General features: G+C 61.0%; 26 protein-coding genes. 13 read left to right on the forward strand and 13 right to left on the reverse strand.

Annotation, left to right across the window (positions count from 1 at the left end):
- Positions 1-40 precede the first annotated feature (40 nt).
- Positions 41-1,351 carry a homoserine dehydrogenase gene (locus ACE3SE_RS09760; protein ID WP_374554933.1) on the reverse strand — a complete coding sequence of 437 codons (1,311 nt, stop codon included), beginning with the start codon at positions 1,349-1,351 and terminating at the stop codon, positions 41-43.
- Between the two features lie 138 nt (positions 1,352-1,489).
- Entirely contained in the window at positions 1,490-2,719 is a 1,230-nt protein-coding gene (locus ACE3SE_RS09765; protein ID WP_131360836.1) for a pyridoxal phosphate-dependent aminotransferase, read from the reverse strand.
- A 245-nt stretch (positions 2,720-2,964) separates the two neighbouring features.
- On the opposite strand from ACE3SE_RS09765, the gene ACE3SE_RS09770 reads away from it, so the two are divergent.
- Positions 2,965-3,333 carry an Mth938-like domain-containing protein gene (locus tag ACE3SE_RS09770; RefSeq protein ID WP_045845718.1) on the forward strand — a complete coding sequence of 123 codons (369 nt, stop codon included), beginning with the start codon at positions 2,965-2,967 and terminating at the stop codon, positions 3,331-3,333.
- Between the two features lie 75 nt (positions 3,334-3,408).
- On the opposite strand, the gene ACE3SE_RS09775 is transcribed toward ACE3SE_RS09770, so the two are convergent.
- Complete coding sequence (locus tag ACE3SE_RS09775; protein WP_199102013.1) at positions 3,409-3,768, reverse strand: carboxymuconolactone decarboxylase family protein; 360 nt, start codon at positions 3,766-3,768, stop codon at positions 3,409-3,411.
- A 131-nt stretch (positions 3,769-3,899) separates the two neighbouring features.
- Between ACE3SE_RS09775 and ACE3SE_RS09780 the strand changes: the two genes are divergently transcribed.
- The 5 genes from ACE3SE_RS09780 to ACE3SE_RS09800 all read left to right on the forward strand — a co-directional run bounded on the left by ACE3SE_RS09780 (position 3,900) and on the right by ACE3SE_RS09800 (position 9,254).
- A complete protein-coding gene (locus ACE3SE_RS09780; protein ID WP_374554935.1) occupies positions 3,900-5,315 on the forward strand; it encodes a sigma-54 interaction domain-containing protein in 1,416 nt (471 codons plus the stop codon).
- Positions 5,316-5,608: 293 nt separating this feature from the next.
- Positions 5,609-7,000, forward strand: coding sequence for a GntP family permease (locus ACE3SE_RS09785; RefSeq protein WP_045845482.1), 1,392 nt, complete (start codon positions 5,609-5,611; stop codon positions 6,998-7,000).
- A gap of 61 nt (positions 7,001-7,061) precedes the next feature.
- Positions 7,062-7,838, forward strand: coding sequence for a 3-hydroxybutyrate dehydrogenase (locus tag ACE3SE_RS09790; protein ID WP_062788137.1), 777 nt, complete (start codon positions 7,062-7,064; stop codon positions 7,836-7,838).
- Between the two features lie 19 nt (positions 7,839-7,857).
- The gene (locus tag ACE3SE_RS09795) at positions 7,858-8,571 is read left to right on the forward strand and encodes a CoA transferase subunit A (RefSeq protein ID WP_045845717.1); all 714 of its coding nucleotides are present in this window, start codon (positions 7,858-7,860) and stop codon (positions 8,569-8,571) included.
- A 2-nt stretch (positions 8,572-8,573) separates the two neighbouring features.
- Positions 8,574-9,254 carry a CoA transferase subunit B gene (locus tag ACE3SE_RS09800; RefSeq protein WP_374554938.1) on the forward strand — a complete coding sequence of 227 codons (681 nt, stop codon included), beginning with the start codon at positions 8,574-8,576 and terminating at the stop codon, positions 9,252-9,254.
- 78 nt (positions 9,255-9,332) lie between these two features.
- On the opposite strand, the gene ubiB is transcribed toward ACE3SE_RS09800, so the two are convergent.
- Genes ubiB through queA form a run of 6 tightly spaced genes read right to left on the reverse strand, consistent with a single transcriptional unit; the run spans position 9,333 to position 14,292 of the window.
- A complete protein-coding gene (gene ubiB / locus ACE3SE_RS09805; RefSeq protein WP_374554940.1) occupies positions 9,333-10,859 on the reverse strand; it encodes a ubiquinone biosynthesis regulatory protein kinase UbiB in 1,527 nt (508 codons plus the stop codon).
- Positions 10,860-10,878: 19 nt separating this feature from the next.
- Positions 10,879-11,457 (reverse strand): ubiquinone biosynthesis accessory factor UbiJ, encoded by a 579-nt coding sequence (locus tag ACE3SE_RS09810; protein ID WP_374554942.1) that lies wholly within the window; start codon positions 11,455-11,457, stop codon positions 10,879-10,881.
- A gap of 26 nt (positions 11,458-11,483) precedes the next feature.
- On the reverse strand, positions 11,484-12,113 hold the full coding sequence (locus ACE3SE_RS09815) for a LysE family translocator (RefSeq protein ID WP_374554944.1): 630 nt from the start codon (positions 12,111-12,113) through the stop codon (positions 11,484-11,486).
- A gap of 11 nt (positions 12,114-12,124) precedes the next feature.
- On the reverse strand, positions 12,125-12,859 hold the full coding sequence (gene ubiE, locus ACE3SE_RS09820; RefSeq protein WP_045845476.1) for a bifunctional demethylmenaquinone methyltransferase/2-methoxy-6-polyprenyl-1,4-benzoquinol methylase UbiE: 735 nt from the start codon (positions 12,857-12,859) through the stop codon (positions 12,125-12,127).
- Positions 12,860-12,861: 2 nt separating this feature from the next.
- Positions 12,862-13,233, reverse strand: coding sequence for a gamma-butyrobetaine hydroxylase-like domain-containing protein (locus ACE3SE_RS09825; protein WP_045845475.1), 372 nt, complete (start codon positions 13,231-13,233; stop codon positions 12,862-12,864).
- A gap of 27 nt (positions 13,234-13,260) precedes the next feature.
- Positions 13,261-14,292, reverse strand: a complete 1,032-nt coding sequence (queA, locus tag ACE3SE_RS09830; protein WP_374554947.1) for a tRNA preQ1(34) S-adenosylmethionine ribosyltransferase-isomerase QueA — start codon at positions 14,290-14,292, stop codon at positions 13,261-13,263.
- Positions 14,293-14,592: 300 nt separating this feature from the next.
- On the opposite strand from queA, the gene aroQ reads away from it, so the two are divergent.
- The 7 genes from aroQ (at position 14,593) to ACE3SE_RS09865 (ending at position 20,145) form a co-directional block, all read left to right on the forward strand.
- Entirely contained in the window at positions 14,593-15,042 is a 450-nt protein-coding gene (gene aroQ / locus ACE3SE_RS09835; protein WP_045845473.1) for a type II 3-dehydroquinate dehydratase, read from the forward strand.
- A gap of 34 nt (positions 15,043-15,076) precedes the next feature.
- Entirely contained in the window at positions 15,077-15,541 is a 465-nt protein-coding gene (gene accB / locus ACE3SE_RS09840) for an acetyl-CoA carboxylase biotin carboxyl carrier protein (RefSeq protein WP_045845472.1), read from the forward strand.
- 98 nt (positions 15,542-15,639) lie between these two features.
- Positions 15,640-16,998: an acetyl-CoA carboxylase biotin carboxylase subunit gene (gene accC / locus ACE3SE_RS09845; RefSeq protein ID WP_045845471.1), complete on the forward strand. Its 1,359-nt coding sequence runs from the start codon at positions 15,640-15,642 to the stop codon at positions 16,996-16,998.
- On the forward strand, positions 16,998-17,894 hold the full coding sequence (gene prmA, locus ACE3SE_RS09850) for a 50S ribosomal protein L11 methyltransferase (protein ID WP_045845470.1): 897 nt from the start codon (positions 16,998-17,000) through the stop codon (positions 17,892-17,894). Before accC ends, prmA begins: the two co-directional genes overlap by 1 nt.
- Positions 17,891-19,057, forward strand: a complete 1,167-nt coding sequence (locus ACE3SE_RS09855) for a DUF3426 domain-containing protein (RefSeq protein ID WP_374554950.1) — start codon at positions 17,891-17,893, stop codon at positions 19,055-19,057. Before prmA ends, ACE3SE_RS09855 begins: the two co-directional genes overlap by 4 nt.
- Before the next feature lie 124 nt (positions 19,058-19,181).
- On the forward strand, positions 19,182-19,727 hold the full coding sequence (locus ACE3SE_RS09860; protein ID WP_374554952.1) for a thiol peroxidase: 546 nt from the start codon (positions 19,182-19,184) through the stop codon (positions 19,725-19,727).
- A gap of 187 nt (positions 19,728-19,914) precedes the next feature.
- Positions 19,915-20,145, forward strand: a complete 231-nt coding sequence (locus tag ACE3SE_RS09865; RefSeq protein WP_374554954.1) for a hypothetical protein — start codon at positions 19,915-19,917, stop codon at positions 20,143-20,145.
- 84 nt (positions 20,146-20,229) lie between these two features.
- On the opposite strand, the gene ACE3SE_RS09870 is transcribed toward ACE3SE_RS09865, so the two are convergent.
- The 4 genes from ACE3SE_RS09870 to grxC all read right to left on the reverse strand — a co-directional run bounded on the left by ACE3SE_RS09870 (position 20,230) and on the right by grxC (position 22,541).
- Entirely contained in the window at positions 20,230-21,234 is a 1,005-nt protein-coding gene (locus ACE3SE_RS09870) for an NAD(P)H-dependent glycerol-3-phosphate dehydrogenase (RefSeq protein WP_045845466.1), read from the reverse strand.
- A gap of 3 nt (positions 21,235-21,237) precedes the next feature.
- Positions 21,238-21,684 (reverse strand): SH3 domain-containing protein, encoded by a 447-nt coding sequence (locus ACE3SE_RS09875; protein ID WP_374554956.1) that lies wholly within the window; start codon positions 21,682-21,684, stop codon positions 21,238-21,240.
- On the reverse strand, positions 21,684-22,136 hold the full coding sequence (gene secB, locus ACE3SE_RS09880; RefSeq protein WP_045845464.1) for a protein-export chaperone SecB: 453 nt from the start codon (positions 22,134-22,136) through the stop codon (positions 21,684-21,686). The genes ACE3SE_RS09875 and secB overlap by 1 nt, the downstream gene beginning before the upstream one ends.
- Before the next feature lie 147 nt (positions 22,137-22,283).
- Positions 22,284-22,541 carry a glutaredoxin 3 gene (grxC, locus tag ACE3SE_RS09885; protein ID WP_045845463.1) on the reverse strand — a complete coding sequence of 86 codons (258 nt, stop codon included), beginning with the start codon at positions 22,539-22,541 and terminating at the stop codon, positions 22,284-22,286.
- Between the last annotated feature and the right edge of the window lie 23 nt (positions 22,542-22,564).

Below are 22,564 nucleotides of genomic sequence, written 5' to 3' on the forward strand. Positions count from 1 at the left end.
TGTCACCACCCCGCGCCCAGGCGCGGGGATGGCAACTGCTTTAGTCGTTGAGTTCTTCCATGCGCAGACGCACCACCTTGCCCGATACGCTTTCCAGCGCTTCGATGGCGGCGATGGCTGCATTGATGGCGCGTTCCTGCACACGATGGGTGAGGATCACCACTTCGGCATTGCCCTCGCTGGCCGAACCCTTCTGGATCAGCGCTTCGATGGAAATGCCGTTTTCTGCCAGCAGGCCGGTGATATTGGCCAGCACACCAGCGCGGTCGGCAGCACCGATGCGCAGGTAGTAGGAGCTGTAAACCTCATCAATCGGCAGGATGGGCAGGTTTTTCAGCTGGTCCGGCTGGAAGGCCAGATGCGGCACGCGATGTTCCGGGTCGGCGGTCAGCAGGCGGGTCACGTCGACAATGTCGGCCACCACGGCAGAAGCTGTCGGCAGTGCGCCGGCACCGGCACCGTAGTGCAGGGTCTGGCCGATGGCATCGCCCTTGGCCAGTACCGCGTTCATCACGCCGTTGACGTTGGCGATCAACTGGCTGGCCGGAATCAGGGTCGGGTGCACGCGCAGTTCCACGCCGGCATCGGTGCGGCGGGTAAAGCCCAGCAGCTTGACGCGGTAGCCCAGTTCTTCGGCGTACTTGATGTCGCGGCCATCCAGCTTGCTGATGCCTTCCAGATAGCAGCTGTCAAACTGCATCGGGATACCAAAGGCCAGCGCGGCCATGATGGTGAGCTTGTGACCGGCGTCGTGGCCTTCGATGTCGAAGGTAGGGTCGGCTTCGGCATAGCCCAGGCGCTGCGCCTCGGCCAGTACGTCAGCAAAGCTGGCACCCTTGTCGCGCATTTCGGTCAGGATGAAGTTGGAAGTGCCGTTGATGATGCCGGCGATCCATTCGATGCGGTTGGCCGACAGGCCTTCACGCAGCGCCTTGATGATGGGAATGCCTCCGGCAACCGCAGCTTCGAAAGCCACCATCACGCCCTTTTCCTGGGCGCGGGCAAAGATTTCATTGCCATGCACGGCCAGCAGCTTCTTGTTGGCAGTCACCACGTGCTTGCCGTTTTCGATGGCCTTGAGCACCAGCTCCTTGGCGATGGTGTCGCCACCGATCAGCTCGACCACGATGTCGACTTCCGGATTGTTGACCACCAGCATGGCGTCATCCACCACCGGGACGCCTTCGCCCAGCACTTCGCGGGCGCGAGCCACATCGCGGTTGGCGGCCATGCATACGCGGATGGGGCGACCGGCGCGGCGGCTGATTTCCTCGGCGTTACGCTTGAGTACGGTGGCGGTACCGCCACCGACTGTCCCCACTCCCATCAGGCCAATATTGATCGGCTTCATAACATTCTCCATGTCTGTCTCTAGTGTTTTGTCCCGGGCCGACGGCCTCTTGGCAAAACGGCGGTAGCCGGCTTGCCAGGAGGTCTTCAGTCTGAAAAACCCAGCCGACGGATGTGTATCCGTCGGCTGGATAGCGCATCAGGCGGTGCCGTGACGCTGGCGGTAACGCGCCAGGAATCGGGCAATGCGGCCTATCGCTTCGATCAGGTCATCCGAGTTAGGAAGGAATACCACGCGGAAGTGATCCGGCGCAATCCAGTTAAACCCGCTGCCCTGCACCAGCAACACTTTTTCTTCCTGCAAGAGTTCCAGGATGAACTGCTGGTCGTCGCTGATGGGGTAGATTTTCGGGTCCAAGCGCGGGAACAGGTACAAGGCCCCTTGCGGCTTGACGCAAGTCACACCCGGAATATCGGTGAGCAGCTTGTGCGCCAGGTCGCGCTGGCGGGCCAGGCGTCCGCTTGGAGCCACCAGGTCGTCGATGCTCTGGTAACCGCCCAGGGCAGTCTGGATGGCAAACTGCGCCGGCACATTGGCACACAAGCGCATCGAGGCCAGCATGTTCAGGCCTTCGATATAGTCGCGCGCGTGTTTTTTCTCGCCGCACAGAATCATCCAGCCGGCGCGGTAGCCACAGGCGCGATAGTTCTTGGACAAGCCATTGAAGGTGACCACCAGCAGGTCCGGCGCCAGCGAGGCGATGGAGGTGTGCTTGACTTCGTCGTACAGCACCTTGTCGTAGATTTCATCGGCGTAGATGATCAGCTGGTGCTGGCGCGCCAGATCGACAATCTGCTGCAACAGCGCCGGCGGATACACCGCACCGGTAGGATTGTTGGGGTTGATCACCACGATGGCGCGGGTATTGGGGGTGATCTTGGCGCGGATGTCATCGATGCTGGGGAACCAGCCCTGCTCTTCGTCACAGACATAGTGCAGCGCCTTGCCACCGGCCAGGCTGACGGCAGCCGTCCACAGCGGGTAGTCCGGTGCCGGCACCAGTACTTCATCGCCATTGTCCAGCAAGGCCTGCATGGCCATCACGATCAGCTCGGACACGCCGTTGCCGATGATGATGTCGTCCATGCTGACATTGGGCAGGTGTTTTTCCTGCGCGTAATGCATGATGGCCTTGCGCGCGGCAAACAGGCCTTTGGAATCGGAATATCCGGAAGCGGATGGCAGGTTGACGATGACGTCTTCGATGATTTCATCCGGCGCAAAGAAACCGAACGGCGCCGGGTTGCCGATATTCAGCTTGATGATGCGATGGCCTTCGTCTTCCATCTTCTTGGCATGCTCAAGCACCGGGCCACGGATGTCGTAGCAGACATTGGCGAGCTTCTGCGATTTGTGTACTGGCTGCATGGTGGCCTGTTTTTCCGTCACGGACCGCGCCCCGGCTTTGGCGGTGTGCTGGCGGCGGCGCGGCTTGTTGTCTTTCATTGGAGTCCCTTGTCTGTCCCGGCCACGGGCAAAGCGTACCTTGGCGGCTGGTCAGGGTATAATCCTATCCCAATCCGTGTTGCACTGCATGACGACGTGCGCGCCATACCGGCATGGCTGCAACAGCGCTGCGTGCTGATTTTTATTCCTTGCGGGAAATCCACTCCATGAAAATGCATCAGGCCCTGGGACTGGGCAAAAACCTGTTTACCGGCTACGGCGAAGGCCATGTGCTGATCAATGCCGAACGCCATGACGGCAACCTGATTGTCACCCCGGACAGCGTGCAGCCCTGGGGCGTGGCTGATTTTGCCAGCCTGACGGAACAGCATTTCAGCATGCTGCTGGAGATGCAGCCGGAGGTGGTGCTGTTCGGCTCCGGCGCCAGCCTGCGCTTTTTCCACCCCAAACTGATGGCAGCCCTGACCAATGCCGGTATCGGTGTGGATGTGATGGACACCCAGGCCGCCTGCCGCACTTTCAATATCCTGATGGCGGAGGACCGCCGGGTGATTGCCGCCATTCTGGCCATCTGAACCGGTCCTGCCATAAACGAAGCCCCGCATTGCTGTCATGCGGGGCTTTTGCTTGTATCTGGCAATCAGCTGGATTCAGACAGCCGCAGCTTTCTCGCCGCCAAACTCTTCAAACGCCTGCAAGGCTTCGGCAGCCGTCATCAAGGACGGACCACCGCCCATGTATACCGCCACTTGCAGCATTTCCATGAATTCCGCCCGGGTACAGCCCAGCTCCACCAGTGCCTTGCTGTGAAAGGCCAGGCAGCCCTGACAACGACTGGCAATGCCGATGGCCAGCGCAATCAGCTCCTTGGTCTTGTTGGATAGCGCACCCTCGGTATGGGCGGCACGACTCATCTGGCCGAAGCCTTTCATGGTGTCAGGAATTTCGCGACGGAATTCAGCCAGCTTGCTGCCCAAGTCTTGTGCCAGTGCGGTGTAATCGTGGCTCATTTTGCTCTCCCAATAAGTTACAAATTAATATTATATATTTTCATATATCATTGCAAGGCATGTTGGCACCGCGCCAGCACAAAATGCAGGCATGGTAATCTGGCTGCCTTGCACTCGCCCGAGGATGACCCGTGTCCCACACTCCCACCGCACTGGCCGACTACGATCATGTACGCCAATGGGCAATGCAGTCGCTGTTCCAGCACATGGACGACAGCTATCAGGGCACGGTCATCGTGGACGATCAGGCGCGCATCATCTGGATCAATGCCCGTTATGCCGAGCGCTTTGGCTTTGCCGACCCGGCCGCTGCGCTGGGCCAGCCGGTGGAAAACGTCATCCCCAACAGCCAGATGCGCGAAGTGCTGAGAACCGGCGTGCCGATGCTGCTGGACATCATGCCCACCGGCAGGGACCAGCTGGTGGTGATGCGGCTGCCGCTGAAGGATGGCCAGGGCAAGATCATCGGAGCGGTGGGCTTTGCCCTGTTCGACCAGATTCAATCACTGGCACCGCTGGTGGCCAAGTTTGCCCGGCTGGGCGAGGAGCTGGCGGCCACGCGCGAATCATTGGCGCAGGCGCGGCGTGCCAAATACAGTTTTGACGATTTTGTCGGCCACAGCAGCCAGATCAGCGAAGTCCGGCGTCAGGCCATGCTGGCCGCCCCGCTGGAAGGTGCGGTATTGCTGCTGGGCGAAACCGGAACCGGCAAAGAAGTGCTGGCGCATGCCATTCATGCTGCCTCGCCACGCGCCGGCAAGCCCTTGGTCAGCCTCAATATGGCGGCCATTCCCGACACCCTGCTGGAAGCCGAGCTGTTTGGTGCCAGCCCCAATGCCTATACCGGTGCGGACAAGAAAGGCCGCATCGGCAAGCTGCAACTGGCCGATGGCGGAACGCTGTTTCTGGATGAAATAGGCGACATGCCGGCCAGCCTGCAAGCCAAGCTGCTGCGCGTGCTGCAGGACAAGGAATTCGAACAGCTGGGTGCCAACCGCGTGCTGAGGGCGGACATCCGCATCATTGCCGCCACCTCGGCCCGGCTGGAAGAAAAAGTGGCTGCCGGCAGCTTCCGTGCCGATCTTTACTATCGGCTGAACGTACTCACCATCCAGCTGCCGCCCTTGCGCGCCCATTTGCAAGACCTGCCGGAACTGGCCGAGTCGCTGCTCGCCCAGCTGGCGCGGCACGGCCATGTGGCGCGCCAGCAGATCAGCCATGCCGCCCTGCAAAGGCTGGCCGCCTATCACTGGCCCGGCAATGTGCGCGAACTGCGCAATATCCTGGAACGTGCCAGCATGCTGGGGCGCGGCAGCCTGCTGGACGAAGAAGACATCAACGCCCTGCTGGGCAAGCCGAGCACTACTGCTGCCCCGGTCGGTGCCAGCTACCAGCAGCAAATGGCCCACTATGAGGCCCAGTTGCTACGCCAGGCCTTGCAAACCTGTCAGGGCCATGTGCCCAGCGCCGCGCGGCAATTGGGCATGGGCCGCGCCACCTTGTACAAAAAGCTGGCTGCACTGGGCATCAACCCAAGTGATTTCTGAAACGCAACCCGACCATTCCCGCTAGCCGTCTCCAAACAGAGACGGCGTCTACAAATCGAGACTTCCCCGCTTTTCCTGCTGCCACAAGGCTTTCCCGCCGTGCAGTACCGCTCAGCTCGTCTCCAAATCGAGACAACAAGCCAGCCTCCCGCCCTGAAATCACGGCAAATCATTGATTTAAAACAAACAGCAAATCTGGCACGCTTCCTGCAATATCAATGCACCGACATGGGGCAACCCCATGATCGTCCGGTCTTGCACAGGCCATACAACAATGATTGAGGAGAAACACCATGAGTTTTATCGTGGTCTTGCTGGCCCTGTTCTTCCTGATGCTGGCCGCCTATCGCGGCTACAGCGTCATCCTGATGGCACCACTGGCCGCCCTGGGCGCAGTGCTGCTGACCGACCCCTCCGCCGTGGCACCCGCATTCAGCGGACTGTTCATGGACAAGATGGTGGGCTTCATCAAGCTGTACTTCCCGGTGTTCTTGCTGGGTTCGGTATTCGGCAAGCTGGTGGAGATGTCCGGCTTTTCCAAATCCATCGTTGCCGCCGTCATCCGCTTTATCGGTGAAAAGCGCGCCATCGCCGTGATCGTGGCGGTATGTGCACTGCTGACCTATGGCGGGGTATCGCTGTTCGTGGTGGTGTTTGCCGTCTACCCCTTTGCCGCCGAACTGTTCCGCCAGAGCAATATCCCCAAGCGGCTGATTCCCGGCACCGTGGCACTGGGCGCGTTTTCCTTCACCATGGACGCCCTGCCCGGCACGCCGCAAATCCAGAACATCATCCCCACCACCTTTTTCAAGACCACCGCCTGGGCCGCCCCGGCACTGGGTATTTGCGGTGCGGTGTTCATCACCCTGGTGGGGCTGGCTTATCTGGAATGGCGCCGCCGCAGCCTGATGGCCAAGGGCGAAGGCTATGGCACCGATTTGCGCAACGAGCCGGAACACATCGACACCAGCAGCCTGCCCTCGCCCTGGCTGGCCATTGCCCCGCTGCTGCTGATCGGCATCAGCAACTTTGCCTTTACCCGCTGGATTCCCGCCTGGTACGGCAGCAGTCACGAACTGCATCTGGCCGGCATGGCCAAGCCGGTCACCACCCAGATTTCCACCGTCACCGCCATCTGGTCGGTGGAAGCCGCCTTGCTGCTGGGCATTGCCTTTGTCGCCCTCACCGCCTGGCCCGCCATCAAGGAGCGCTTTGCCGAAGGCAGCAAGGGAGCGATTGCCGGTGCCATGCTGGCCGCAATGAACACCGCCTCGGAATACGGCTTTGGTGCGGTGATTGCCGCCCTGCCCGGCTTCATGGTGATTGGTCATGCCTTGCAGAGCATTCCCAACCCGCTGGTGAATGCCGCGGTCACAGTCAGCACGCTGGCCGGTGTGACCGGCTCGGCTTCCGGCGGCATGAGCATTGCCCTGGCCGCCATGGGCGAGCAGTTCATCAGCGCCTGCCAGGCGGCGGGCATTCCGCTGGAAGTACTGCACCGGGTGGTGGCCATGGCCAGTGGCGGTATGGACACGCTGCCGCATAACGGCGCGGTGATCACCCTGCTGGCGGTCACCGGCCTCACCCACCGCGAGGCTTACCGCGACATCTTTGCCGTCACCCTGATCAAGACGCTGGCGGTGTTCTTTGTGATTACCGTTTTCTATCTCACCGGGCTGGTCTGATTCCATCAGGTAATCCCATCCACCGGCCCTGCACTACGCAGGGCCAGACAGGACGATCAACATGACAACACTGGCAGGCAAAACTGCGCTGGTTACCGGCTCCACCAGCGGCATCGGTCTGGGCATTGCCCTGGCACTGGCCGAAGCGGGGGCCGATATCGTGCTCAACGGCTTTGGCGACATCGAAGCTGCTCTGGCTCTGATCCGCAGCCATGGCGTGCAGGCCTGGCATCATCCGGCCGATTTGTCCGATCCGGCCCAGATTGACGCGCTGTGCGCCTTTGCCGCGCACGAAACCGGCGGCGTGGACATTCTGGTGAACAATGCCGGCATCCAGCATGTAGCCCCGATCGAAGCCTTTCCGCCCGCCCAGTGGGACAAGGTGCTGGCCATCAACCTGAGCGCGGTATTCCATACCAGCCGCCTGCTGCTGCCGCTGATGCGCCAGCGCGGCTGGGGCCGCATCATCAATATCGCCTCCACCCACGGGCTGGTGGCTTCCAGCGGCAAGTCTGCCTACGTGGCAGCCAAGCATGGCGTGCTGGGCCTCACCAAGACCGTGGCACTGGAAACTGCCCACAGCCCGGTCACCTGCAATGCCATTTGTCCCGGCTGGGTGCTCACCCCGCTGGTGGCACAACAGATTGCCGACCGCGCCAGCGCACAGGGCATCAGCCCGCAGCAGGCCCAGCACGATTTGCTGGCCGAAAAACAACCCTCCGGCCAGTTTGTCACCCCGGCGCAACTGGGCGCACTGGCGGTGTTTTTATGCAGCCCGGCTGGCGATGAGGTACGCGGTGCCGCCTGGGCCATGGATGGCGGCTGGACTGCCCAATAAGCAAAGCAAGGACAATACGATGAACAAGCTTTACCCGGATGCCGCCAGCGCACTGGCGGACATTGTGGCCGACGGCCAGACCATTGCCGTGGGCGGCTTCGGCCTGTGCGGCATTCCCGAAGCGCTGATCACTGCACTGCGCGACAGCGGCGTGCGCAATCTCACCGCCATTTCCAATAATGCCGGGGTGGACGGCTTTGGCCTGGGCCTGCTGCTGCAAACCCGGCAAATCCGCAAGATGGTGTCGTCCTATGTCGGAGAGAACAAGGAGTTCGAACGCCAGTACCTGAGCGGCGAACTGGAGCTGGAATTCACCCCGCAAGGCACGCTGGCAGAAAAACTGCGCGCCGGTGGCAGCGGCATTCCCGCCTTTTTCACCCGCACCGGCTACGGCACGCTGGTGGCCGAAGGCAAGGAAGTGCGCGAATTCAACGGCCACCCGCACATTCTGGAACAAGCGCTGTTTGCCGACATTGCCCTGGTCAAGGCCTGGAAGGCCGACCGGGCCGGGAACCTGGTTTACCGCCGCACCGCGCGCAATTTCAACCCGAATGTGGCGATGGCCGGACGCATCACCGTGGCCGAAGTGGAAGAAATTGTCGAAAACGGCATGCTGGACCCTGACGCCATCCACACCCCCGGCATTTTCGTGCAGCGACTGGTGCTGAATGCCCATCCCGAAAAACGCATCGAGCAGCGCACCGTGCGCGCCGCCGCCCTGACGGAGGCATGAACATGGCCTGGACACGCGAACAAATGGCTGCACGGGCAGCACAGGAATTGCAGGATGGCTTTTATGTGAACCTGGGCATCGGCCTGCCCACGCTGGTGGCCAACCATGTGCCGGACGGCATGGAAGTGTGGCTGCAATCGGAAAACGGCCTGCTGGGCATTGGCCCGTTTCCGACCGAGGACGAGGTAGACCCGGACCTGATCAACGCCGGCAAACAAACCATCACCACCCTGCCCGGCTCGGCCATTTTCAGCTCGGCCGACTCCTTTGGCATGATTCGCGGCGGCAAGATCAATCTGGCCATCCTCGGCGCGATGCAGGTCAGCCAGCATGGCGACCTGGCCAACTGGATGATTCCGGGCAAGATGGTGAAGGGCATGGGTGGCGCAATGGACCTGGTGGCCGGTGTCGGCAAGGTGGTGGTGCTAATGGAACACACGGCCAAGAAAAAGGACGGCACGGAAGAAGCCAAGCTGCTGGAGCGCTGCACCCTGCCCCTGACCGGCGTGGGGGTAGTCAGCCTGATCATCACCGATCTGGGCGTGATCCGGGTGGAAGCAGACGGCCTGCATCTGCAAGAGCTGGCACCGGATGTCAGCGTGGTGGATATCCGCGCCCGCACCGCCGCACCGCTGCATGTACCGGCCGCCCTGCAGGCAAGGGAAAGCGCCATCGTAGGCTAAATCAGCTTCACATCTGCCATGAAAAAAGCACGCGTCTGACTACCAGAGGCGTGCTTTTTTACTGCCGGCCCGCAAGGGCTAGAGCAAGGATTTGACCAGCAAGGCGGTCAGCAGGATGGCAATCAGGCTGAGCAGGAAGTTCTGTCGTTTCTGCTCACGCATCAAATGCATATAACCCTCCACCAGCAAATCGCTCTTGGCTGCCGACAAGGCCTCGTTCAGCTTGCGCGGCAGCGTGGGCAGGGTGGTGGCCCATTGCGGGGCCTCCTGCTTGAGTGTGCGCAACATGCCACGCCAGCCGATCTGCTCGTTCATCCACTTGGTGAGGAAGGGCTTGGCGGTGTCCCACAAGTCCAGCTCCGGATCCAGCTGGCGGCCCAGGCCCTCGATATTGAGCAGGGTTTTCTGCAGCAATACCAGCTGCGGCTGGATTTCCACATTGAAGCGGCGGCTGGTTTCAAACAGGCGCAGCAGCACCAGGCCAAAGGAAATCTGCGACAGCGGCTTTTCAAAGATGGGTTCGCACACCGTGCGCACCGCAGCTTCCAGCTCTTCGGCGCGTGTTTCTTTCGGCACCCAGCCCGATTCGATATGCGCGGTGGCCACCCGGTGGTAGTCACGGTTGAAGAAAGCCAGGAAGTTGACTGCCAGATAATGCTTGTCCTCGTCGGTCAGGCTGCCGACGATGCCGAAATCCAGCGCGATATAGCGGCCATCCTCCGCCACGAAGATATTGCCCGGATGCATGTCGGCATGGAAAAAACCGTGACGGAATACCTGGGTGAAGAAGATTTCCACCCCGAAGCGCGACAGCTTGCGCAGGTCCACGCCCTGCTCGCGCAGGCGCTCGATCTGCCCTACCGGCGTACCGTGCATCCATTCCAGCGTCAGCACCTGCCGGTTGCTGTAGTCGTAAAACACTTCCGGCACGATCAGCATGTCCGAACCGGTAAAGTTGCGGCGCAGCTGGGAGGCATTGGCTGCCTCGTGCATCATGTCCAGTTCGTCGTGCAGGTATTTGTCGAACTCGGCCACTACCTCGCGCGGCTTCAGCCGCTTGCCGTCGATGAAGAAGCGTTCCACCCAGCCCGCCAGCGTGGCCATCAAGGCCAGGTCCTGCTCGATCACCGGCTGGATGCCGGGGCGCAATACCTTTACCGCCACTTCGCGGCCACGGCTGCCATCCGGCTGTTTCAGCCAGGCCTTGTGTACCTGTGCCACCGAGGCACTGGCCACCGGGGTGATCTCAAAATCGACATACAAATTTTCTACTGGCTGGCCGAAGCTCTGTTCGATCACCTGCCGTGCCAGTGCGCCGTCAAACGGGGCGACACGGTCCTGCAAATGGGCCAGCGCGTCGGCATAGTCCGGCGGCAACAAATCGCGCCGGGTGGACAGCACCTGGCCGAACTTGACGAAAATCGGCCCCAGGCTCTCCAGCGCCAGCCTGACCCGCTCGGGCAGCGGTGCGCTGACATCGCGCGGCACCGGGCACAGTTTCAGCAAACCATGCACAAAACCCAGTCGGGAATGACCCTGAAAGAAATCATCCAGACCATACCGGTACAGCGTGGAAACAATCTTGAAAAAACGCGAAATCCGCATAATGAGAACGGGCTTGCCCTTATTCCTTGGTTTGCGCTAGCGCCGCTTCCAGCCGCGCCAGTCGTTTTTCGCTGCGCGCCACATCGTCACGCAGGCCATCCACTGCGGCCACAAAGCCGCCTACTGCCTGACGGCTGGCCAGCATGGGGGCTTCTTCCCGCAGGTGTTCCACCCAGTTTTCCAGCAAACGCCAGGCAATCTCACCCTTGAAGCCCAGCGAGGCACGCGCCACACGCTGCAGGCGATTGGCGGCGACATCGCCCACCAGCCGGGACAAATCCTCACCGGCATCCCAGCGCAGGCGGGCCAGCAAGCGGCCCACTGCGGCGGCCAGTTCGGCATCGCCTTCCAGCACCACATCGCTCAGCGCCGGGTCGCGCCCGCTGGCAGCAGCCAGCGCCGCGGCATGACTCAGGCGGATGGTGGCTTCCGGCTCGCCCTCGCAGGCGGCCAGCCAGCCTTCTTCGGTCACCACCCCGCGCACCGTCATCGGTGCCAGCACCACGCCCAGTCGCCGCCCGGCATGGGCTGCCAGTTCGGCACGCACGGCGGGCTGCTGGTTGAGCAGATGATTGAATACTGCAATCTGAATGCGCATCGCGTCTTCTCCGGAACCGAGCCAGCTCAGTGTTTCAAGCGGGCAAACAAGAGATTGATACCCAGCAGGATGAACAGGCCACCACACAGCTGATCCAGCCGCTGTGCCACGCCCTTGCGTCGCAGCCAGTCACCCAGCCGCGCCGACAGCAAGGCCAGCAAGGTGCACCAGGCGAGGCCGGTGGCGACAAAGCTCAGCCCCAGAATGACAAAAGACAGCGCGGTGGCACCCGGCTTGACGAACTGCGGCAGGAAGGCGAGGAAAAACAGCGCCACCTTGGGGTTGAACAGATTGGTGAAGAACGCTTCACGCAGGATCTTGCCCGGACGCGCGGCTTCCAGCCGGGCTGCATCGCCAGCGACACTGCTGCCGGGGAGGCGCAGCATCTTCACCCCCAGCCACAGCAAATAGCCGGCTCCCAGCAGCTTTACCGCCAGAAAGGCCATGGCAGATGTCGCCAGCAGCGCCGACAGGCCAAAGGCCGCCAGCAGGGTATGGCCCAGACTGCCAAGGCCAATGCCCAGCGCCGACAACAGCCCCACCTTGCTGCCCTGTGCCGTACTGCGGCCCAGAATGTAGAAGGTGTCCGGGCCGGGCGTCAGGTTAAGCAACAAGCCTGCCGCCATGAAGGCCCACAGATTGGTGATGCCATCCATGGCGTGCGTCCTTACAGTTTGTAGCCCTTGTGCAGCGCTACCACGCCGCCGGTCATATTGTGGTAGTCCACCTTGCCGAAACCGGCTTCCAGCATCATGGCCTTCAGGGTTTCCTGATCCGGATGCATGCGGATGGATTCGGCCAGGTACTGGTAGCTGTCGGCATCGCCGGCCACCATCTTGCCCATCACCGGCAGCGCCTTGAAGGAATAGAAGTCATAGAAGGGCGACAGCGGCTTCCATACCTTGGAAAACTCCAGCACCATCAGCTTGCCGCCCGGCTTGAGCACGCGGCACATTTCCTTCAGCGCGGCGTCCTTGTGCGTCATGTTGCGCAGGCCGAAGGCCACCGACACGGCATCGAAATAATTGTCCGGGAACGGCAGTTTTTCCGCATCGGCCAGCGATACCGGCAGAATCAGGCCTTCATCCAGCAGACGGTCGCGCCCCACGGTCAGCATGGAGCTGTTGATGTCGGTCAGCCACACTTCGCCCTTCTTGCCCACGCGCTTGCTCCAGCCGCGCGCCAGGTCGCCGGTGCCGCCGGCAATGTCCAGCACCTTGTCACCGGGTTTCACGCCGGAGGTGGTGAGGGTGAAATGCTTCCACACGCGATGCAGGCCACCGGACATCAGGTCGTTCATCACGTCGTACTTCTTGGCGACAGAGTGGAAAACCTCGGCTACCTTGCCGGCCTTTTCACTCTCGGCCACCGTCTTGAAGCCAAAATGCGTTTCTTGATCCATATTCACTCCCTGCTCGCGCCAGCGGCGGCGAGGCGATTCAAATAATCCTGCCAGTACGCGGTCTGCTGCGTGCCCAGCTCGTAAAGGTAAGACCAGCTATAGAGGCCGCTATCGTGGCCGTCATCAAAGGTGATCTTCAGCGCGTAATGACCAACCGGCTCCAGCGCGGTGATGCCGACATGGCGCTTGCCGGTTTGCAATACTTCCTGCCCCGCGCCGTGTCCGCGCACTTCGGCCGAAGGCGAGTACACGCGCAAATATTCGGCTGGCAACTGGAAACGGGCACCATCCTCGTAACTGATTTCCAGCGTGCGGGACACTGCATGCAAGGTGATTTCCTGCACTTGCGGGCTATCGGGAGTCAATCCTGCCATGTCTGCCTCATCTGTGGGGTAAGGGGTTCAGCCCTGTTCGTCCTTGCGCTCCAGCAGCATGGCGTCGCCATAGCTGAAGAAGCGGTATTCCTGCTGCACTGCATGGGCGTAGGCCGCACGCATTTCCGCATAACCGGCAAAGGCCGACACCAGCATCAGCAGGGTGGATTTGGGCAGGTGGAAATTGGTGAGCAGCCGGTCCACCACGCGGAAGCGGTAACCGGGGGTGATGAAGATGTCGGTTTCGCCACGGCCAGCCACCAGTTCGCCACTACGGGCGGCGGATTCCAGCGCGCGCATGCTGGTGGTGCCAACAGCCAGCACCTTGCTGCCACGGGCATGGGCGGCCTGGATCAGATCGTAAGTGCGTTGCGGCACATCGTAGATTTCGCTGTGCATCTTGTGGTCGGCAATGTTTTCCACCCGTACCGGCTGGAAAGTGCCTGCGCCCACATGCAGGGTGACATAGGCCAGCTCCACGCCCTTGGCTTGCAGGGCGGCCAGCATTTCCTCGGTAAAGTGCAGGCCGGCAGTCGGTGCCGCTACTGCGCCTTTTTCCCGCGCATACACGGTCTGGTAGCGCTCGTCGTCCTCACCCTCCGCCGTTCTCTCTATATAGGGAGGCAGCGGCAGCTTGCCGGAGGCGTCCAGAATGTCGAACAGATTGTCCTCGGCCAGGAAGCGCAGCTTGAACAGCTCGCCTTCGCGACCCAGCATTTCGGCTTCCCAGCGTTCGGCAAAAATCAGCCGGGTGCCGGGTTTGGGCGATTTGGAAGAACGGACATGCGCCAGTGCAGTGTGCTCGTCCAGTACCCGTTCAATCAGTGCTTCAATCTTGCCGCCACTGGCTTTTTCGCCGAACAGCCGCGCCTTGATGACACGGGTGTCGTTGAACACCATCACGTCGCCCGACGTAAGCAGGCTGGCAAAATCGGCGAACTGGCCGTCGCTGAGGGTAGAGCCGGCAACGTGCAGCAAACGGCTGGCACCACGCACCGCAGGCGGGTGCTGGGCAATCAGGTGATCAGGCAGGTGGTAATCAAAATCAGACAGCAGCATGGTGTGAAGCTCGAATCAAAACCGGCAAATTATACCTGCGACCGCCTGCCCCGGCACGGACTTGTTCGGCCCGGGGTGGAATTTGAGCTTGATCAAGGGTATGTGGCAAGAAACTGTAAAAAATTTGCCACCGTTTAAAATGCGGTTCACTGTAGTGCTTTCGCTCGAAATGGCGGGCTTTCCGGGGAAACCGGCAGTTAGTTTCACACATCAAACAACCGTTTGAAATACTGGAAAAGCTAGACATCGTGTCGCCATTTGCGGCAAACTCGCGCCCATGTTGAACTCAGGAGCAAAGCTTTGACCGGAAAAATCCTTGTGCTGCACGGCCCCAATCTCAATCTGCTTGGAACACGGGAACCACAGCACTATGGCCGGGACACGCTTGCCTCCATCAACCAGCGGCTGACCGAACAGGCCGAAGCCGCCGGTTTCGAGCTTGAGGCGCTGCAAAGCAACGCCGAACACCTATTGATCGAACGCGTTCATGCCTGCATGACAGACGGAACGTCGTTCATCATCATCAATCCAGCGGCCTTCACCCACACCAGCGTTGCCCTGCGTGACGCCATTTCCGGGGTGAAGGTGCCATTCATAGAAGTTCACCTGTCCAACGTCCATGCCCGCGAACCCTTCCGCCATCATTCGTATTTTTCGGATCTGGCAGTCGGCGTGATTTGCGGCCTGGGCGCCCAGGGCTATGAACTGGCACTTGCGCACGCCATCCGGCGTCTGTCTGCGCAAGCCTGAACATAATAAAGTACATCCCATCCGAAGGATTACCATGGATCTGCGTAAACTGAAGAAACTGATCGATCTCGTCGAAGAATCCGGCATTGCCGAACTCGAAGTGACCGAAGGGGAAGAAAAAGTCCGCATCACCCGCGTATCGGCCAATGCACAGCAAATTGCCTACGCCCAGCCGATGATGCAAATGCCGATGCAACAGCAGGTTGCCGCTCCGGCTGCTGCCGCACCGGCCGCCGCTGCCGAAGCCCCGGCTGCCGCCAACAATGCCAATGCACTGAAGTCGCCGATGGTAGGCACCTTCTACCGCTCCGCCAGCCCGGGCTCCAAGCCCTTCGTGGAAGTTGGCCAGAGCGTGAATGCCGGTGACACCCTGTGCATCATCGAAGCCATGAAGCTGATGAACGAAATCGAAGCCGACCGTTCCGGCGTGGTGAAGGCCGTACTGGCCGAAGACGGCCAGCCGGTTGAATACGGCGAGCCGCTGTTCATCATCGAGTAATTCTCTCTGCCTCGCTAATAGACGCCAGAGATGACAGGGGCACGACACCGCGTCAGTGCCCCTGTTGTTTGACGCGCCACCCAACGGACGTCCATACCATGTTTGAAAAAATCCTGATTGCAAACCGCGGCGAAATCGCCCTGCGCATCCAGCGCGCCTGCCGCGAAATGGGCATCAAGACCGTGGTCGTGCATTCCGAAGCCGACCGTGAAGCCAAATACGTCAAGCTGGCCGATGAATCGGTCTGCATCGGCCCTGCTCCGTCGACCAAAAGCTACCTGAACGTACCGGCGCTGATTGCTGCCGCCGAAGTGACCGACGCCCAGGCCATCCACCCGGGTTATGGCTTTTTGTCGGAAAACGCCGACTTTGCCGAACGCGTGGAACAATCCGGCTTCGTCTTCATCGGCCCGCGCCCGGAAACCATCCGCCTGATGGGCGACAAGGTATCCGCCAAGGACGCCATGATTGCCGCTGGCGTACCTTGCGTGCCGGGTTCCGACGGTGCCCTGCCGGATGATCCGGCCGAGATCGTCAAGATTGCCAAGAAAATCGGCTTCCCGGTGATCATCAAGGCCGCCGGTGGTGGTGGTGGTCGCGGCATGCGCGTGGTGCATACCGAAGGCGCACTGATCAACTCGGTACAGATGACCCGTACCGAAGCCGGTGCGGCATTCGGCAACCCGACTGTCTACATGGAGAAATACCTGCAGCAGCCGCGCCATATCGAAATCCAGATCCTGGCCGACGAATACGGCAATGCCATCTACCTGGGCGAGCGCGACTGCTCCATGCAGCGTCGTCACCAGAAAATCATCGAAGAAGCACCGGCTCCGGGCATTACCGACGAGCAGCGTCAGCGTATTGGCACCGCCTGCGCCGAAGCGTGCAGCCGCATTGGCTACCGTGGGGCCGGTACTTTCGAGTTCCTGTTCGAAAACGGCGAGTTCTACTTCATCGAGATGAACACCCGCGTACAGGTAGAACACCCGGTGACGGAAATGATCACCGGTGTGGACATCGTGCAGGAGCAGATCCGCATTGCTGCCGGCGAAAAGCTGCGCTACAAGCAAAGCGACATCGTGCTGCGCGGCCATGCCATGGAATGCCGTATCAACGCCGAAGACCCGTTTACCTTCGTACCGTCGCCCGGCAAGATCGAAAGCTATCACCCGGCTGGTGGCCCCGGCATCCGTATCGACTCGCACATCTATCAGGGCTACACCGTGCCGTCGCATTACGACTCCATGGTGGGCAAGCTGATTTCCTACGGTGACACCCGCGATCAGGCCATGGCCCGCATGCGCGTTGCCCTGTCGGAAATCTCCATCTCCGGCATCAAGACCAATATCCCGCTGCACCAGGAATTGTTCATGGATGCCGCCTTCCAGCGTGGCAGCACCAGCATCCACTATCTGGAAGAGCGCCTGTCGCAAATGAAAAAGGGAGACGCATAATGGCCTGGCTGCAAGCCACCATCGATACCGATTCGGCGGTGGCCGAACGCCTGGCCGATGCGCTGATGGATGCGGGTGCGCTGTCGACCGCCATTGAAGACGCCCTCGCCGGTACCGACCAGGAGCAGCCCATCTTTGGCGAACCCGGCATGCCGGTGGACAAGCTGTGGAACCACAGCCGCATCATCACCCTGTTTGCCGAAGATGCCGACGTGGCCCTGCTGATTGCCGCTGCCTGCAACGCCTGCAAGCTGGGCATGCCGGTTTACAAGACCGAGCGCGTGGAAGAGCAGGACTGGGTACGCCTGACCCAGTCCCAGTTCGAGCCTATCCGCATCTCGGACCGCTTGTGGATCACCCCCACCTGGCACGACGCCCCGGCACCGGATGCGGTGAACCTGCAACTGGACCCGGGCCTCGCCTTCGGTACTGGCAGCCATCCCACCACGCGACTGTGCCTGCAGTGGCTGGATGCACATGTTGCCGGCGGTGAAAGCGTACTGGACTACGGCTGCGGCTCCGGCATCCTGGCCATTGCCGCGCTCAAGCTGGGTGCAGGCAGTGCCGTGGGTGTGGACATCGACGCCCAGGCCGTGCGCTCCAGCCGCGACAATGCGGACCAGAACAATGTGACTGCCACCTTCTGCCTGCCGGATGCCAATCCGGCTGCCCAGTACGATGTGGTGCTGGCCAACATTCTGGCCAATCCGCTGCGCATGCTGGGTCAGCTGCTGGCCAGTCATGTGAAAACCGGTGGTAAAATCGTGCTTTCCGGCATTCTTGCCGAGCAAGCCGACGAACTGTCTGCGATTTATGCGCAGTGGTTTACCATGGACACTCCGGTGTTCGATGAAGGCTGGACCCGACTGACAGGAACCCGACGCCCAAGCGTATGAGCTACACCACACAGTGCCCGAGTTGCCAGACCCGTTTCAAGGTTAACGATACGCAGCTAGCCGCCGCCAAAGGCCTGGTTCGCTGCGGGCGCTGTGCGCATGTATTCAACGCTACCGAGCATTTTGTCAGTACCGAACCGGCGACCCCGCCGGTTCTGACCCAGCCAGAGGTGCCAGGCCCGGCACCTGCCCCGTCTCCTGCAGCACCCAGCCCACTGGTGCCACCGCCGTCATCGCCGCAGGCGCACGACCCGATGGACGATTTCGAGCTGGAATTGCCCGACTTCGACCCACAGACTGCCGCCGAAACACCGGTCAGCGATGACTTCAATCTGGACATCGCGCCAGAAGGCGACATGGCTGCGGCTGACACCGAGCAACAGCGCAGCGAAGCGGAAGAATTCCAGCGCGCACTGGCCGAAGCCCTCAACACCCGACGCGCTCCCGCAGCTACTGCTGCCTACGCTGCAAGCCCGGTCGATGCCGAAGAGGACAAGGGCTTGCCCGATGTCTTTGGCAAATCACGCCGTGGCAACGAGGAAAACATCCCCCCTGCCACCACACCGGACAGCACCGAGCCCGAAGTACCGGCCAGCGCCGGCATGGAACTGCCGCATCAGGACGCCAATGCAGCCCACGACAGCGAACATGCTGATGAAGCCGCAGTCGGCAAGGCCCGCAATCCGCTGCTGACCGTGTTGATGGTCTTGCTGGCGACCGTCGCCACCCTGCTGCTGGCAGGCCAACTGGTGTATTTCAACCGCACCCGGATTGCAGCTGAAGTTCCGGAAGCCCGCCCGGCGCTGGAAGCATTCTGCTCGCTGGCCGGTTGCAAGGTGCCCTGGCCCAGCGACATTGCGCAGATCCGTACCGAATGGTCGGAACTGGCTTTCGTGCCGGAACATCCCAATCTGGTCCAGCTGTCCGCCACACTGAAGAACCACGCGGCGTTTGCCCAGAATTACCCGATGCTGGAAGTGTCGCTGAAGGATGCGGACGACCAGGTGCTGATCCGCAAGGTGTTTGCACCCAAGGAATACCTGAAGGCGGACGACCTCAAGCTGCAACGCTTCAATGCCAACAGTGAGGTGAAGATCACCATGCGGCTGGACATCGGCAAGGTACGCGCCATGGGTTACAGCCTGTACTGGTTCTATCCCTGATTCTGCGCCCAGCAAAAAAGCGGCCCTGGCCGCTTTTTTTACGTCATTGGTCAACAAAACCAGTAATCGACCTTGTTTTTGGCGCCATGCTGTCCACCATGAGGATACGGACAAGGAGACAAGCATGAGCGATTTCATTCTGCAATACGGTGACGAAGACATCCCTGTCGCCGGAGACTTCCCGCAGGCAGGACAGTTTCTGCCCAGCTTCATGCTGGTGGATGACCAGAAACGCGACCTGGCGCTGGAGAACTTTGCCGGTCAGCCCAAGGTCATCATCACCCTGCTATCGGTGGATGAAGACGAGCACGCCGGACTGGCGCTATTGCAGGACACCCGGCGCTTTCTGGAAAGCTGGCCGGAACTGGCCATTATCGTCATCACGGTGGATTCGCCCTCCTCGCTGCTGCGCTGCCGTCAGGCGCATGGCCTGCCCGGCGTGAGCCTGCTATCCACCCTGCGCGGGCGCGACTTCCACAAGCAGTACGGCGTACTGGCAATGGGCTATCCCTTGAGCGGCTATACGGCACCAGCCATCCTGATTGCCGATGGTGATAACCTGATCCACTACGCCGAACGCCTGCACCACACCACCGACCGTTTCAACCAGCATGCCATTGCCGCCCTGCTGGCAGCTGAACCGGAGCCGGGCTCTACCACACCCCGGTAAAGCAGACTGCAACACGCTGCTACTACGGGCCGCAGTGACAAACTGCCGGCCCGTAAGTTTCCTCAAATTAAACACCAATAGTAAACAAATGATTAAATTAAATGGTATTTATTGAAAAATAAATGGTCAATATACTGTACTCAAGCTGTCAGACACAGCAGATAACGCACTTAGCAAGGAGCACAGTATGAAAACCGCCGCCATCGCCCTGATTACCCTGATTGCCAGCAGCGCAGCATTTGCCCACGACACCAACAACAACCCGCCGGCCCCGGACAGCGTGGCTGCCTGGCAAGCCGAACAGCAAGCCATCAAGGCGCAATTTGACAAGCTGCCGGCTGCCGAGCAGCAGCGCATCCAGAAAATGAATGCCTACTGGGACGCGCAAAGCATGCGTGAAAACCAGCGCACTCACTGAGCCCGATCAGGCCGTGCGGCTGGCACTTGCCAGCATGAAAAAAGCCTCCACGACGGAGGCTTTTTTCATGCTTGAAGGCGGGCATCATTGCAATGCACCGCCACCTTCAGACTTGGGTGCGCGGCTGAGCAATCCCTCCACCACCCGGTGCGGGTCATTGCCCTGATACAGCAAGCCGCATACCGCAGCGGTAATCGGCATTTCCACTTCCAGCCGTTCGGCCATGGTCAGCACCTCACGCGCGGTGCTCACGCCTTCGGCCACATGGCCCAGCTCGGCCAGAATGCTGTCCAGCGACTTGCCCTCTGCCAGCTTCAGGCCCACCTGCCGGTTACGCGACAGCGCGCCGGTGCAAGTCAGGATCAGATCGCCCATGCCGGCAAGGCCCATCATGGTTTGCTGGCTGGCACCCAGAGCACTGGCCAGACGGGTGATTTCCGCCAGCCCGCGGGTAATCAGCGCGGCGCGCGCATTCATGCCAAAACCCAGTCCATCCGCCACACCGGTGGCAATGGCCATCACATTCTTTACCGCACCACCCACTTCCACCCCTACCAGATCATCATTGGCATACAGGCGCAGCAGCGGGCTGTGCAATTCGCGGGCGATACGACGGGCAAACTCGGCATCGTCCGACGCAATGGTGACGGCAGCGGGCAGGCCTTCGGCCACTTCACGGGCAAAGCTGGGGCCGGACAACACACCGCAGGGGTGATCCGGCGGCAACTCTTCGGCCACCACCTGATGCGGCAGCAGGCTGGAACCCGCTTCAAAGCCCTTGCAGGCCCACAGGATGGGCGGCAAACCGGATGACAGCGCAGTCAGCGCCCGCAGCGTGGGGCGCAAACCGGCAATCGGGGTGACGATCAGGATCAGCTCGGCATGCTGGATGGCACGCGGCAATTCGGCAGTCAGGGTAATGGAGTCGGGAAACCGGCAATCCGGCAGATAGCGACGGTTCACGCGCTCGGCTGCCAGTTCGGCCATCAGGGCGGCATCGCGTCCCCACAGGCTGACATCATGATGACGGGCAAACGCCATGGCCAGGGCACTGCCCCAGGCTCCGCTTCCCAGAATGGCCAGTTTCATGATTTACAAACCCCACAGATCGCTGATGCGGGCATAACCGCCACTGCCGTCACGGTGCTTGATACGCACCCAGCCGTCCTTGGGGGCTTCCTGCCATTGCAATACGCCATCGCGCGCGACAGAAAACAAGGGTTTTGCATCGGCAGCCGGTGCATCACGCACCACGGCCTGGTCGGCGGTCACCAGCAACCAGCGTTGCGAGGACAATGCCGCCAGCGGTATCCAGGCGATGCCGCCGGTGGCATCACGCACGCGTGACCATTCCTTCTGGCTGGACAGGACCTCCACCGGGTAGTAGCGGCTGACCACAAACAGCTTTTTGGCACTCAGCGCAGGCGCCTCGTACAGCGCCACGCCGGTTTCCTTGACCGAACGGAACTCCAGTGCCTGGGCTGGCAGGGCAATGAACCCGGCCAGCATGGCGGTGACAGTGACGAGGCGGCGCAGCATCAGGCGTTGCCGGCTTCGGCTTGCTGGGCACGCTGTTGCATGTACAGCGCTTCGAAGTTGATCGGCGACAGCAGCACCGGCGGGAAGCCGGCACGGTTTACCAGGTTGGACACGGTTTCACGCGCATACGGGAACAGGATGTTCGGGCAGGCCACGCCGAGAATCGGTTCGATGTCTTCGGCCGGTACGTTTTCGATGCGGAAGATGCCGGCTTCGGTCACTTCGCACAGGAACATGGTTTTTTCCGGCAGTTTGGCCGTTACGGTCACGGTGAGGGCAACTTCGAAGAAGCCATCGTCAATCTGCTTGCCTTCGCTGGCCAGTTGCATGTCGATTTCCGGCTGGGCGGCTTCCAGGTATACCTGCGGTGCATTCGGCACTTCCAGGGACAGGTCCTTGACGTAGATCTTTTCGATGGAGAAAACCGGTTGCAGCTCTTGTTGTTCGCTCATGTCTTGTCTCGCTCAGGGCCGCACGCAGCGGCCGGTTGGTCAGAAAATCAAGCTCGCATCATCGCATGAAAGCACGTCAGGCCACCAGAGGGTGCCCGTGCTATCCCTGCTGTACTTGCCCGCTGCCTGATGTGGGCTTGATGGCGGTCAATCCGCCAGCAGGATGTCCAGCTTGCCGGCCTGGTTCAGGGCCACCAGATCGTCGCAGCCACCCACATGGGTGTCGCCGATATAAATCTGCGGCACGGTGCGGCGGCCGGTACTGCTCATCATGCGGTCGCGGGCTTCCGGGTCCAGGTCGATGCGGATTTCTTCAATGCCGGTCACGCCCTTGCTGGCCAGCAATTGCTTGGCACGAATGCAGAACGGGCAAACCGCCGTGGTGTACATGGTGACGTGTTTCATGAAAAACCTGTTGATGCGTGGTG

This window comes from Aquitalea pelogenes, from assembly GCF_041914625.1.
GTDB lineage: Bacteria > Pseudomonadota > Gammaproteobacteria > Burkholderiales > Chromobacteriaceae > Aquitalea > Aquitalea pelogenes.

Coding starts and splice junctions, on each gene's coding strand:
- ACE3SE_RS09760 (WP_374554933.1), bottom strand. CDS start 1,351: ATGAAGCCGATCAATATTGGCCTGATGGGAGTGGGGACAGTCGGTGGC.
- ACE3SE_RS09765 (WP_131360836.1), bottom strand. CDS start 2,719: ATGCAGCCAGTACACAAATCGCAGAAGCTCGCCAATGTCTGCTACGAC.
- ACE3SE_RS09770 (WP_045845718.1), top strand. CDS start 2,965: ATGAAAATGCATCAGGCCCTGGGACTGGGCAAAAACCTGTTTACCGGC.
- ACE3SE_RS09775 (WP_199102013.1), bottom strand. CDS start 3,768: ATGAGCCACGATTACACCGCACTGGCACAAGACTTGGGCAGCAAGCTG.
- ACE3SE_RS09785 (WP_045845482.1), top strand. CDS start 5,609: ATGAGTTTTATCGTGGTCTTGCTGGCCCTGTTCTTCCTGATGCTGGCC.
- ACE3SE_RS09790 (WP_062788137.1), top strand. CDS start 7,062: ATGACAACACTGGCAGGCAAAACTGCGCTGGTTACCGGCTCCACCAGC.
- ACE3SE_RS09795 (WP_045845717.1), top strand. CDS start 7,858: ATGAACAAGCTTTACCCGGATGCCGCCAGCGCACTGGCGGACATTGTG.
- ACE3SE_RS09800 (WP_374554938.1), top strand. CDS start 8,574: ATGGCCTGGACACGCGAACAAATGGCTGCACGGGCAGCACAGGAATTG.
- ubiB (WP_374554940.1), bottom strand. CDS start 10,859: ATGCGGATTTCGCGTTTTTTCAAGATTGTTTCCACGCTGTACCGGTAT.
- ACE3SE_RS09810 (WP_374554942.1), bottom strand. CDS start 11,457: ATGCGCATTCAGATTGCAGTATTCAATCATCTGCTCAACCAGCAGCCC.
- ACE3SE_RS09815 (WP_374554944.1), bottom strand. CDS start 12,113: ATGGATGGCATCACCAATCTGTGGGCCTTCATGGCGGCAGGCTTGTTG.
- ubiE (WP_045845476.1), bottom strand. CDS start 12,859: ATGGATCAAGAAACGCATTTTGGCTTCAAGACGGTGGCCGAGAGTGAA.
- ACE3SE_RS09825 (WP_045845475.1), bottom strand. CDS start 13,233: ATGGCAGGATTGACTCCCGATAGCCCGCAAGTGCAGGAAATCACCTTG.
- queA (WP_374554947.1), bottom strand. CDS start 14,292: ATGCTGCTGTCTGATTTTGATTACCACCTGCCTGATCACCTGATTGCC.
- accB (WP_045845472.1), top strand. CDS start 15,077: ATGGATCTGCGTAAACTGAAGAAACTGATCGATCTCGTCGAAGAATCC.
- accC (WP_045845471.1), top strand. CDS start 15,640: ATGTTTGAAAAAATCCTGATTGCAAACCGCGGCGAAATCGCCCTGCGC.
- prmA (WP_045845470.1), top strand. CDS start 16,998: ATGGCCTGGCTGCAAGCCACCATCGATACCGATTCGGCGGTGGCCGAA.
- ACE3SE_RS09855 (WP_374554950.1), top strand. CDS start 17,891: ATGAGCTACACCACACAGTGCCCGAGTTGCCAGACCCGTTTCAAGGTT.
- ACE3SE_RS09860 (WP_374554952.1), top strand. CDS start 19,182: ATGAGCGATTTCATTCTGCAATACGGTGACGAAGACATCCCTGTCGCC.
- ACE3SE_RS09865 (WP_374554954.1), top strand. CDS start 19,915: ATGAAAACCGCCGCCATCGCCCTGATTACCCTGATTGCCAGCAGCGCA.
- ACE3SE_RS09870 (WP_045845466.1), bottom strand. CDS start 21,234: ATGAAACTGGCCATTCTGGGAAGCGGAGCCTGGGGCAGTGCCCTGGCC.
- ACE3SE_RS09875 (WP_374554956.1), bottom strand. CDS start 21,684: ATGCTGCGCCGCCTCGTCACTGTCACCGCCATGCTGGCCGGGTTCATT.
- secB (WP_045845464.1), bottom strand. CDS start 22,136: ATGAGCGAACAACAAGAGCTGCAACCGGTTTTCTCCATCGAAAAGATC.
- grxC (WP_045845463.1), bottom strand. CDS start 22,541: ATGAAACACGTCACCATGTACACCACGGCGGTTTGCCCGTTCTGCATT.